8 protein-coding genes are annotated in these 12,135 nt (G+C 71.1%); 5 read left to right on the top strand and 3 right to left on the bottom strand.

Annotation, left to right across the window (positions count from 1 at the left end; genetic code table 11):
- Window positions 1–50: 50 nt before the first annotated feature.
- From ACZ4WQ_RS42570 to ACZ4WQ_RS42550, 5 genes are all read left to right on the top strand, one after another.
- Window positions 51–758 (top strand): type VII secretion system-associated protein, encoded by a 708-nt coding sequence (locus ACZ4WQ_RS42570; protein WP_311721711.1) that lies wholly within the window; start codon window positions 51–53, stop codon window positions 756–758.
- Entirely contained in the window at window positions 755–3,973 is a 3,219-nt protein-coding gene (locus ACZ4WQ_RS42565) for a hypothetical protein (RefSeq protein ID WP_398372850.1), read from the top strand. The genes ACZ4WQ_RS42570 and ACZ4WQ_RS42565 overlap by 4 nt, the downstream gene beginning before the upstream one ends.
- 48 nt (window positions 3,974–4,021) lie before the next feature.
- The gene (locus ACZ4WQ_RS42560) at window positions 4,022–5,368 is read left to right on the top strand and encodes an RICIN domain-containing protein (protein ID WP_398372852.1); all 1,347 of its coding nucleotides are present in this window, start codon (window positions 4,022–4,024) and stop codon (window positions 5,366–5,368) included.
- A gap of 94 nt (window positions 5,369–5,462) precedes the next feature.
- The gene (locus ACZ4WQ_RS42555) at window positions 5,463–6,110 is read left to right on the top strand and encodes a HEAT repeat domain-containing protein (protein WP_398372854.1); all 648 of its coding nucleotides are present in this window, start codon (window positions 5,463–5,465) and stop codon (window positions 6,108–6,110) included.
- Between the two features lie 3 nt (window positions 6,111–6,113).
- On the top strand, window positions 6,114–7,118 hold the full coding sequence (locus ACZ4WQ_RS42550; protein ID WP_398372856.1) for a HEAT repeat domain-containing protein: 1,005 nt from the start codon (window positions 6,114–6,116) through the stop codon (window positions 7,116–7,118).
- Between the two features lie 25 nt (window positions 7,119–7,143).
- On the opposite strand, the gene ACZ4WQ_RS42545 is transcribed toward ACZ4WQ_RS42550, so the two are convergent.
- The 3 genes from ACZ4WQ_RS42545 to ACZ4WQ_RS42535 are packed head-to-tail and all read right to left on the bottom strand — an operon-like array spanning window position 7,144 to window position 11,822.
- Entirely contained in the window at window positions 7,144–7,743 is a 600-nt protein-coding gene (locus ACZ4WQ_RS42545) for a YdcF family protein (RefSeq protein WP_398372858.1), read from the bottom strand.
- Window positions 7,744–7,770: 27 nt separating this feature from the next.
- The gene (locus ACZ4WQ_RS42540) at window positions 7,771–9,756 is read right to left on the bottom strand and encodes a hypothetical protein (RefSeq protein ID WP_398372860.1); all 1,986 of its coding nucleotides are present in this window, start codon (window positions 9,754–9,756) and stop codon (window positions 7,771–7,773) included.
- Between the two features lie 56 nt (window positions 9,757–9,812).
- Window positions 9,813–11,822: a beta-galactosidase gene (locus tag ACZ4WQ_RS42535; RefSeq protein WP_398372862.1), complete on the bottom strand. Its 2,010-nt coding sequence runs from the start codon at window positions 11,820–11,822 to the stop codon at window positions 9,813–9,815.
- Window positions 11,823–12,135: the final 313 nt, after the last annotated feature.

Raw genomic sequence — 12,135 nt, 5'->3', positions numbered from 1 at the left:
AGGGACGCCCACGCGGGCGTCAGAACAGCACGACAGTAAGCGAGGACACGATGAGTGAGTCCAACGGCGAGGCCACTACCCCCGCCACGGTTGACCCCGCACCGCCGGAGGAGTTCGTCCAGGCCGCCAAGGCGGCGCCGAACCACTGGCTCTACCTGACCGACCCCACCTGGCGCGGGGAGGCCCCGCCGCCCGAGTTCGCTGTGGTCGGCCAGTGGCGCTCCGACGACAACGGCGAGATCGTCGAGTGGCAGGCCAACGAGGACTACGTGCCATCGCCGGGGGCGCGGGGCTGGCCCGAGCCCACCGACGACGTGGACCGCGCCGTCCAGCTCGCCACCACCGGCTACGGCCCGGCGGACGACGTCACCGCCGCCCTGGCCAAGGCCGAACTGGCGATGCTGGTCACGGCGGACGGCCGGCCGGTGAGCGCGTCGGCAGCCGACGGCACGGCAGTGGTCCCGATCTACACCTCGGCGCGCCACCTCCACAAGACCGGCCCGTTGGGGTTCGAGCGGGTGCGGATCGCCGACGTCCTCGACCGGATCCCCGAGGGCCACAACCTGTCCGTCAACAGCTCCGCCGCGGTGAGCATGGTGCTGGTCACGGACAAGCTGGTGGCGGCGCTGGCGGCCGTGGAAAGCGCCCCGGCGGAGGAGACGGACGGGGGCGAACGGGCCTATGCGGATCAGGCCGAAGCGGATCAGGCCGAAGCCACATCGGCCGGTGCCCGGGAAGAACGAGGAGGACAGGCGTGAGCCGTTCCGGGGGCGCCCGAGCCCGCTGGTTCAGCGGGCGGGGTGCCCGAGCCCGTACCGGGCCCGCCGCCGACCCCGCGCCGTCCGCGCCCGTCACGACGCTGGACACGCTGGAGCGTCCCGAGAGCCGCGGGCGGGGCGGGGCGCTGCTCGTCGAGGAGCACGGCGGTGTCATGCTGCTCCGCTCTCCCGCGGATGACACGCTGTCCACCTCCGACGTCGCCGACCTGGCCCGGGCCCTCTCCGCCGACCCGGAACACACCGTGACGGTGGTCGCCGGAGCCGACGCGTCGTCGGCCGGTGAGCTGTGGCCGCGGCTCGGCAGGGTGCTCGACTCGCTCCGCTCGGACGGCGTCGGAGTGGTCCGGCTCGTCCTGGCGGCAGCGGGCGACGACCGGCCGGACGAGCCCGCCGTGGCCCGCCGGATCGCCGACGCCTGGGAGATCGAGGTGATCGCCCCCGATGGCGTCGCCGTCGTGGTGCCCGGCGGCAGTCTGTTCGTACCGGAGCGGCGCCCGGGCCGGGGCGGCCGGCGCGGCGGTGGCGAGCGCGGCGGATGGTGGCGCTTCGCGCCGGGGGCGGAACCGGTGCGGATCGGCTCGCGCCAGCCGGCCCCCGCGTGGCAGCCCGCGGTCGAGTACCTGCCGGTCGGCACCTCCGGCGGATACGCCGTCGAGCAGATCCCGGCGGGCGTGCTGGTCCGGTCCCGGGACGCGATCCCGCCCCACCCCGACGACCTCTGCTACGCCGTACCGGCCGACCCGCGCGGCCCCACCGTGCTGCTGGGCGCGCCACACGACGAGGACATCCCTGCGGGCGACCTCACCGAACTCCTCACCGCCCTCCCCGAGGCCGTCAGGCCCCGCGTCCGGCTCGCACCCGGCGGCCCTCGGGACATCCTGCGCACCAGCCAGTCGGTTGCCGACTCGCTCGGCGTCGAACTCCTCGTCCGCACCGGCATGCCGCTGATGTCCTACGGCATCCCGACCGAGCCCGGCACGGTGCGGTCCGTGCTCGTCGGCGCCGATGGCGCGCCCCGCTGGCAGCCGTTCGTGGACACGGTGGTGTGCGCCCCGGCGCGCGAGGGCGAGACCGCCCCGAGCCCCCGCCTGTCGCGCTGGAGCCCGCCCGTTCCGGGCCGCGGCAGCGCGGAACACGGTGCCATACGCCTCTCCGAGCAGTGGCGGGTCACGGTCACCCGGGCGGGCCTGTGGATCACTGACACCGAGAGCGAGCCGCCACCGGCCACCGCCCGCGCGGTGGACCCCGAAGGACCGGCGATCGAACTGGGCCATCCCGGGCGGCCGATCGACGCGACGCTGTACCCCGTGCTGGCCAAACTGCTCGGCGGACTCGGCGCCGACGTGTGCGGCCGGGCCAGGCTGTTCGTGCTCGGTACGTGCGCGGACGGTGGCCGCGAACTGCGCCGCACAGCCGCGGAACACGGCCTGCGGACGCTCCGCTTCGGGGCCGGCCTCGCGCCCGCCAGGCCCGAGGTGCGGCGCCCGGCCCCCGCCGAGTCCGCCCAGGCGCCGACGGAGTCCGGCCCGGCGCCGGTCGCGTCCGCCCCGGCCGCGGAGGCGGAGCCTGAGCCGGACCACGAGCGCGATCCGATGTCCCTGGGAACGCTCCCGGAAGCAACGCCACCGGAAGCCACCGAGGATCCGCGCCCCGCGCTCCCATCGACGCGACCGTCGATGGTCAGCGCGGCCCCGGCCCCGGCCGCGCGCGACACCTCCGCCGCGCCCGACGAGCCTGCCGCGTCCGCCACATCCGGGGCAGGGGCAGGATCCCCGGAGCCCCCCAGGCCGCGAACGGGGGGCTCTGGCCTGAGCAAGGCGCCGGGCTCCGGCCGCGTACGGGACCCCGAGCGGCCCGAACCCCCGGGAGCGGGACGCCCCTTGCGGACGGGGAGCAACACGCCCCCACCCCCGATGGAGCCGGACCAGCCAAGCCAGTCGCTGCCCCCGATGGGACTGGACGCGATGCTGGACCTGCTCCGGTCGCAGAGCCCGCCCGACGGTGCCGGAGACGGGGACAGCGCCCCGTCGGCATCCCCCCTGACCCGTCGGCCCACCCAACCGGGTACCCCGCTGTCGCGCCCATCCCAGGGCCAGGCCCCCCAGACGGCGCGGAACACCCCCGCGACCCCGGCCACGCGGACCCCGTCGGCGAGCCCGGAGTCCTCGGAGCCACCGGCGCTTGCCGAGCCACCGGCACCCCCCGTACCCCCGGCGGCCCCACTGTCCACCACGGTGTCGCAGTCCACGCAGGGGCCCCCGTCGGCCACGGCGCCCGGGCCCACGACTCCCGTGACCCCCGCGACTCCCGAGCCCCTGGCCGCTCGTACGCCGTCCGTGCCCCTCCGGCCGTTGCCGCCGGTTCCGTTCCTGCCGGGACATGTCAGTACGGAGGCCGAGCGGACCGCCTTCCGGGCGCTCGCGGACGCGGTGTGGGAGCGGCACAGCGCCGCGGTCACCCGCGCCCTCACCCGGATGCCCGCGCTGCGCGGGGCGGAACAGGAGGCGGCGCGCATCGACCTGATCGCGCTCCACGTGTACCTGGAGACCTCGTACGACCCCGATGCCCCGGACACCCCGGCGGCGCGGCTGAGTCATGCCGCGCTCGCCCGCGGCTTGCGTACGGGCGACGAGCGGCTGCTGCCGTACGCCGCCTGTGTGGCCTCCGCGCTGCGGCGCCTGCCGTCCTACCGGGGCCTGGCGTGCCGCCGTACCCACGAGGCGGACGGCGGGCTGGTCCCCGGAACCCTGCTGCGCGACCCGGGGCCGGTGTGTGCGCTGCCGCTGGGGGCCGGGGCGCCGCGCCCGGCCGGCGCGCAGTACGCCATCTGGTCGGTCACCGGGCGCCGCACGCGCCAGCTGACCGGCCGCCCCGGCTCCGCTTCCGGCGGGGACGAGGTCGTCTTCGCCCCCGGGACGCTGCTTCGGGTGCTCGATGTCCGCGAGACCGACGGCGCCCCGCTGGTGCTGCTGCGAGAAGTACCCGCCACCGCGTCCTCCCCGTCCGCCGCCGGGGCGGTACCGCAGGACGCGCGGCTCGATGACCACGACCGCGCCGCGCTCGACCGCCTGGACGAGGCGCTGCGCCGTCACCCCGTCGCACCGGGGCTCCTCCCATGGCCGGAGATGTGCGACGGACCGCTGGGGGAGAGCGGGGACCCCGCCGCCCGACCCCGGCCCGGCGTCGGCCGATGACCGGTCGGCCGCCACGCATGGACAACACGAACGGATAAAGGAGACATGATGTCCAGTCAGGAACCCACGAACCCCAAGGGGCCCGTGGTGCGCCGCGCCGTCACCCTGCCGGGTACCGCCGGTGCGCCGGATCCCTCCGCGCTGACACCGCTGGGTACGGTGAGCACGGCGAGCACGGAGACCGGCGCGACCGATCCGGTCGGTAAGGCGGGCGCGGCCGGCGCTGCCGGTGCCGTGGGCGCCGCGGCCGAAGCGGACACCGCCGAGCAGCCGAAGGTCTCGTCGAGCGAGTCCGCGTCGGCTGGTGAGTCCGCCCCGTCCGTGACACCAGGCGCGGCCGGGGCCACCACGGCGTCCGCCGGGGCCACCACGGCGTCCGAGGCCGGGGCGCCGGACACTCCCGCGGCTCCGGACGTACCGCCCGCCGAGGCCGACGGCCACGCGGACGGCCGCGGATCCGCCGACGCCATGGCGTCGGCCGTGGGTGATTACCCCCCGGGCGCCGACACCGGGGTCGGCGAGGAGGACGAGCCCCCCTCGGGCCGTCCCACCAAGGCGCTGCTTGCCGCCGCCGCCATCGCGGGCGCGCTGCTGATAACCCTGCCGTTCCTGGCCTTCGGGGCCGATGACGACGATGACAAGACCGAGGCGGCGCCCGAACGCACCTCGGGCATGACGGTCCCGAAGCTCGAGGAGAAGGGCCCCGGTACGTACACCGCCCAGTCGCCCGCCCCGCCCACCGCCAAGAAGAGCGAGTCCCCTTCGCCGACGGCCAAGCCCCGGACCGAGCCGAGCAGCGAGCAGCCGAAGTCCCGGCCCGAGCCCGAGCCGAGCAGCGAGACGCCGAAGCCTCGGGCGAAGAAGGTGGTGACGGCCGGCAAGCCCTATGTGATCGCCCCGGACCAGCGTACGAACTTCCAGCTCAAGAACGTCTCGACCGGCCGGTGCGCGGACCTGCCCGGCTCGGGCACAGGCAAGCTCGACGGCGTGGTCCTCCAGCACGACTGCCTTGACGACTGGGACGCGGACAACCAGGTCTGGGACTTCGTCCTGGCACAGAAGGGCAAGGGACCCAACGGCCGCAATCTCGTCGTGATCAAGAACAGGAAGAGCGGCCTGTGCCTGGACCTGCCCGGCCGCGGCAGCCAGCCGAGCAGGACCGGGCTCAACCAGACCCACTGCAACCTCACGCTCCAGGACAACCAGCTGTGGTGGGTCGAGAACCTGGGCGGCAACCGGACGTTCTGGATCCACAACTACGCCAGCGACCAGCGGTGCCTGGAGGTCTGGGGCGAGAAGCCCGACTTCGGCGGCAACGACGCACGTCTGGGCATCTACAAGTGCTCTCCCACTGATGACCACGAGTGGCGGCTGATCTCCAAGGGCGAGTCATGACGGCCACGCGTCGCCCCTGACGCCGACGCACCCCTGGCTCCGCTTGACCTTGACACAGTGACAAGGCCTTCACTGTGTCAAGGAGGTGGTCCTCATGACCTCGCAGGCTCTCCAGGCGCTGGAGAACAACAGCCCGTCGGTCCGGCTACAGGCGGCGCTGGCGGTCGGCACGACCCCGGACCCGGGGTTCATCGGTGCGCTCATCGGGCGATGCGCGGTCGAACCCGAGTTCTCCGTGCGTGAAATGCTGACGTGGGCACTCACCCGCCATGCGGCATCGATGACGGTCCCGCTGCTTCTCGACGAAGTCCGCTCGGAGCGTGTGCAGGCGCGGAGCCAGGCGTTGCACACGCTGTCCAAGATCGGGGATCGGCAGGCGTGGCCGGCGATCACACCGGCGCTGCTGTCCGACGCCGACGACGAGGTGGCCCGGAGCGCCTGGCGGGCGGCGGTCGTGCTCGTGCCCGAGGATGAGGAGCACGAGTTGGCCGTAGCGCTGGCGGCACAGCTCGGGCGCGGCGAACGCGAGACGCAGCTGAGCCTCAGCCGGGCGCTGATCGCGCTCGGGGAGGTGATGCTGCCGACACTCGGCGCCGCGACGAAGGATCCCGACCCTCGCGTGCGCGCGCACGCGATCGCCACGGAACGGCTGTGGCGCGACCCGGACGCCGGATTCGAGTTCGCGATCGAGGAGGCGAAGCGCACCGTAGCGCTCGGTGGGCCCGGCCAGGAGGGGCGGTAGGCGGTGCTGATCGGTGATGTCGCGCGGCGGTCCGGGGTCAGCGCCCGCATGCTCAGGCATTACGAATCGCTCGGCCTGGTGCGGCCAACGGGTCGTACCGAATCCGGCTATCGGGAGTACTCCAGCGACAACATCCGGCGAATCTTCCACATCGAGAGCCTGCGGTCATTGGGGCTGTCGCTGGGCGACGTCAAGCGCGCGCTCGATGACCCCGGCTTCGCGCCCGCGGAGCTCGTCGACGACCTCATCCGCCAGACGCGAGACCGCATCGTGGCGGAGACGGAGCTGCTCACACGACTCCGTCGGATCGGTGCCGCGGAACCCGCCGGCTGGGAGGGCGTCCTCCAGATCGTCGCGCTCCTCCAGGCGCTGGGGTCATCGAGCGCGGGGGTGCGGCAGCGCGCGGCCCTGTCCGCGGTCGAGGAGGTTCCCGTGCCGGTGGAAGCACTGGTCGAGGCCGTGCTGAGCGAGTCGGACCCGAACGTCGCCGGAGCCCTTCGCTGGGCTCTGGCGCAATCGGGCGAGGACGGGGCGGCACTGCTGGCGAAGGGCCTCGGTTCACCCGCGGCCGAGGTGCGGAAACGTGCCGTCCAGTCCATCGCCGAGATTCCGAACGGTGAGGCGACCGCGCTGCTGCGGGGCGCGCTCACGAACCCCGACATCGTGGTCCGCGGGTACGCCGCTCTGGCGCTCGGGACACGTGGCGTGGCCGACGCCGTCCCGACGCTCATCGACATGATCGTCGAGGAGAGGAGCGACGCCGACGCAGCCGACGCACTGAGCACGCTGGCGACTGATCCCGCCTTGGCGGATCAGATCGCCACCGGGCTCGTCGACCGTCTCGCCCACGCCACCACTGGATCGTCCGTACGCCGACGGCTGACACAGGCGCTCGCGGACATCCCGGGGAACGCGACGGCACGTGCCCTCGCGGATCTGTCACATGACGAAGACCGTGCCGTTGCGCTTACCGCGACATACATTCTCAAGCTGCGCAACGGACGATAGCGAACCCCGACGCGACAGCGGCTGTCTAGAGCGAGACCTTCCGTTCGTCGGCCTTGAGACCGCGGAGTGTCCGCAGCCCGTACAGAGCCAGCAGCGGTTTGACGACCATCCACTCACCCGGGTGGTAGTCATCCGCGCGCACCAGCTTCTCGGCAAGATCAGGGCGCTGTCGCCGCAAGTACGCGCGGGCCTTGAGGGCGTGAGCCGGCTGGGAGGCGATCTTGATGCGGTCGACGTCCTCAAGCAGTGGGATCACGTTCGTGATGTTCTCCCAAGTCGTCCTGGACTGGTCTTCGAGGACCACTGTGCCGTCGAACGCGAGCACCGACTTCGCGTAGTCGGCCATCAACTGGGCCTCCGCGGCCCCACCGCTGGTCGCACCGCCGCTGAAGATCACGCGAGTGCCGTGCGCACGGTCAGCGTCGACGGAGCGGATCGCAGCACGGACTCGCCAGCGGTTGATGAGGTTCGCTGTCGCCTGGGGGTTCCGGTAACCCAGCACGACCACGGCCTCGACAGCGCCCCCACTGTTCCCCACGAGAGCGCGCGACCAACGGCAGTTCAGCCACTCGCCCCAGGCCAGGGCCGCTGCCCCAGCCACCGCCACCCCTGTCCACAGTCTCATGCGGCGACTTTAGGGCACCTCACGCATTCATTGAGGGCCCGCCCCGGCCACCGTGAAGGAGTACGACACCGCGAATGGCCCATGGCCGTACGTCACGGTAATGGCATCGCGCGGCTTTGCACCCAGTGTCGCCAGGTTGACGGTGGCGCTGAACGTCTTCGAGTTCTTCTCTGTCTGTGTGACGGTCAGACGCTTGGTGGCGCGGTCGCCCACGCGCACATCGACCGTGCCCTGGCCGAGGGTGTCGGCGTCCAGGTTCAGGGGTGCCGCCAGGTCGATTCGCACCTCCGTATCTCCCGGTACGACACGTGCGGGGACCCGGCCCCGGGTGCTGACCTTGAGTTGTGTCTGGTCGGCTGCCCGCCAGGCCAGTGATTCGTTCCATGCGGTGTTGAAGGCGACCCAGCCCTCGGTGTGGCCGATATTGCCTTGCTCGGGATTGAAGGGATAGTGCCCGTTCTTGGGACTCCCGTCGAGCACGCCGGGAACATTCTCCAACAGTCCCGCGCCGCCGTAATATTCGGAGAACCATCCGTGCTCCACACCCTCGAATCCCACCGTCTTGCTGGGCGCGTCGTACGAAGCGTGCCGCCCGGTGGGGTTGCGGCCGAAGATGTTGTCCACCTGTGCCGTGGCGATCTCGCGGAGTCGGCCGGTCAGTGGATCGTTCCCCAGCAGCCGCGCAGCGGCGAGTGCCGGCGCGGAGAAGCCGGCTACGTTTCCGACCTCGTTGGGGTCGTCGGCGCCGCCCCCGTTGAAGGCTGGAATGGTCCAGCGGTCGTCGGAGTACCGGCGGAAGTCCCAAAGATTGTCCGAGCGGTCGACGGCAATGCGAGCCCAGTCCCTGACGAACTCCTCGATGCCGTGGGGAGCCTTGTCCGGATACGTCTCGGCGAACTGCACCAGGCCGGTGATCAGCACGTACTCGCTCTGCCGCTGTCCCTTGCTGACGCGCGGATCCTTGACGTCCAGATTGTTGATCAGCCAGTCGGCCTGGCTCCGAGCGGCATGCAGGTAACGGCCGGCATCATCGCGGCCTTCGCGCTTCGCCACCTCGTACATCATCAGGTTCGGCCACACCGAGTGCCCCGGTGCGAGCTCTCCCTTACCGGTTCCCACCTGTGTGTACACCTGGAACAGGTCCCCGGTGTGGGGGGTGAAAGCCTGCCAGTGGTACCGATCGCGAGCCGGGTCACCCCACGAGTCGAAGAGGTGATCGCGAGCGCGCTGGTAAACCGAGGCCGGAATATACTTTTCCAGCTGCGGATAGGCGTATATGAACGCGGCCAACTGCTCCTTGAGCTGCGGATCGTTGACCTTCTCCTGCAAAAGCAGCTCAACGCCCCAGTAGATGAGACGCACAATGTCCGGAGTGCCTTCCGGCAGTGTCACCGGAAGCCCCTTGTCATCGGCGTCTACATGGATCTGGTCGAATGCGCTCGGGTTGGCCAGGTACATGTCGACCAGTGTCTGGATCTCCCTTGAATAGTGAGCCGAATCACGCCAGGTCACTCCCTTCATGCAATCGCGCGCGCCGTATTCGTCGCTGGCGGGATCGGCCGTCTTGCGCGTGTAGTCACCGAAGTAGCACCGGCTGCCCGCCATGAACTCGATGGCGCGCCGATAGGACACCCGGTCAATCCAGTACGCACCGATCCCGAAGGGAACCGACGCGCCCGTGCCGGCCGCCCCTGTGACGGTGACGACAAAGTCCCCTGTGTCGCGCGGATTGAACTTGGTGAAATCTCCTATGCTGCCCTTGACCTTGCCCCGGTATCTGACCCGCCCGGATGTGTCGGTGATGGTGAACGTGGCACCGTCCTCGGCCCGCGGTGCAGTGAACCGCTTGGACTCGCCGAGGTTGAAGCCGCTCTGGTTGAGCAGGACTGGCTGTGCGGCCGTGGGGTCCCCTGCCACCGCTCTGGCGGAAGCGGAATCAGTCACCGCAGCGGCCGTGCCTGGAACCGCTCCCAGGACAAGCGCGCCCACAGCTGCGAGCAAACGGACCTTCATGGGTCACCTCACTGTTTCGATGTGATGGTTGAGATGCGGCGACTCGGCCGGCGAGGTCACTGAGGACCCTCTGCCAATACGGCGACTTCGCCCGCCGGAATGGTGATCACGCCCGGTGAAAGGGCGCCCGATATGACGTCGACCCCTGCCGCGGCCACCTGCGCGGGGTGACTGGTGTGGTTCACGGCGAAGAGCCAGGTCCTGCCGTCGGGGGTGGATCGGCGCGTGACTTCCACTCCATGGCCGGCCCCCTGGACCGGGGTCGCGCAGCCGGCGGCCGCTGCCCACTGGGGAAGGAGCCGTAGCAGGGAGGAGATGTCCGGGCGAGTGGCCAGGTACCGGATGTTGCCGCGGCGGAGGACGGCCGGGCCTCCTTGCGCGGGCCCGTCGACGAATCGGCTCTCCACCTCGGTTCCCGGGTCGGGCAGCACACGCTCGGCCCACAGGTGGCCGGTCGAGCCGTCGTCCAAGCCGACCGATTCACCGGCAGCGAGCGGAAGGTACTCGTCCACCCGCAGTCCGAGCAGGTCACGCAGCGCGCCGGGATACGGGCCGGGGTGGACCCGGTCGTGTGGGTCGACCAATCCGCTGAACGGGCCGATGACCAGGTGGCCGCCGCGTGCCGCATAGTCCTCCAGCGCCCGGGCCGCCTCGGTGGACAAGGCGTAGAGCGAGGGCACCAGCAGGAGGCGCTGTGCTCCGGGGGCCGGTACGAGATCGCAGGACAGACCGAGATCCCACAGAGCGCGGTGCCAGTCGCGAAGAATGCCGGAGGATGTCATGTCGCCGCTGGGCCGGTGGGGCAGTTGCAGGGCCCACATGGCCTCGTAATCCAGCAGCAGGGCGATGTCGGCCGGCGGACAGGTGCTGCCGGCGATCTCGGCGAGGGCGGCCACGGTGTCGCCGAGGGCTTTGGTCTCCTGCCAGATTCTGGTGTCCTCACCGCCGTGGGGAACCATGGCCGAATGCCACTTCTCCGGGCCGTAGGTGGACTGGCGCCATTGGAAGAACATGGCGCCGTCCGCTCCGCGGGCAAGGTGGGTCAGAGTGTTGCGGGCCATCTCCCCGGGGGTTTTGGCGACGTTGCGGGGTTGCCATTGCACCGCGGAGGTGGAGTGTTCCATGAGCATCCAGGGCTGTCCGTCCGCGAGACCGCGGGTGAGGTCAGCGGCGAAGGCGAGGTCGGCGGCGCGATGGGGGTCCTCGGACGGCAGATAGTGGTCGTTCGAGACGATGTCGACCTCCGGCGCCCAGCGCCAGTAGTCGCTCCAGCGGAGCGCGCTGGCCATGAAGTTGGTGGTGACGGGGCGGCCGGGGGAGTGGGTGCGCACGATGCCGCGCTCGGCGCGGAAGCAGGCCAGATGTTCGGCGTCGCTGAAGCGATAGAAGTCCAACCACAGCCCCGGCGAGAGGCTGCTGGTGCTGGTGCGCGGTGGAATGACCTGCTCCCAGTCGCTGTAACGCACGCCCCAAACGGTCGTGCCCCAGCGGTCATTGAGGGCATCGAGGTCGTCTCCGTACGTGGCGCGCAGCCAGTCGCGGAACGCGTCGGCCGAGGTCGCGCACCAGCAGTGAGGGTTGCCGTTTGCGTACTCGTTGTTGATGTGCCACATCACCACGGCTGGGTGTTCGCCGTAGCGTTCGGCGAGGCGGCGGGTGACCAGCGCGGCGCGTTCCCGATAGGCCGGTGACGATGGGCAGTACGCCTGACGGGAGCCGGGCGCGAGCGTTCGCCCGTCGGCTGTGACAGGCAGCGATTCGGGGTGAGCGTGGGAGAACCACAGCGGCGGTGCCGCGGTGGGAGTGGCCAGGTCGACGGCGATGCCCGACTCGTGCAGGAGCGCGATGATCTCGTCCAGGCCGGAGAAGTCGAAGGCGTCCGGTCCGGGTTCGATCCAGGACCAGGCGAAGACACCGAGGGTCACCAGGTTGACGTTGGCCTCGCGCATCAGGCGGACATCGTCCTCCCAGGTGGCTCTGTCCCACTGCTCCGGGTTGTAGTCGGCACCGTAGGCGGGGCGCGGGATTCGGCTCCATGCGAGGTGCGGGTGGTCGGATCGCGGCATGGCGAAGCTCCTGAGCTCTGAGCTACGAGGTGTGGGGTCGATGGGGCAGCCGTCGGCGCGGGCGGGCCGAGGTGGGGGACCGATGGGGAACCCGCTTGTCCACGAGAACGTGCGGGATCGGACGATTGGACGTCAGCGGGGAGAGGCAGGCATGCACGACGTCCCGTCGTGATGCGCAATGCGGAAGCTGGGAGGCGGCAGTTGACGCTGCGCACCGGAAGCGCGTTCAACTTAGGCTGGCCGCACGGGGGTGTCAATGCGGGCGCACGTGCCGGCAGCGGCCCTTCAGAACGGTCTCTCGACGTCAAGCGGC

It is taken from the genome of Streptomyces sp. NPDC028305 (genome assembly GCF_055569495.1).
The sequence above is the reverse complement of the archived record's forward strand: the minus strand, read 5'-3'. Positions and strand labels throughout refer to the sequence as shown.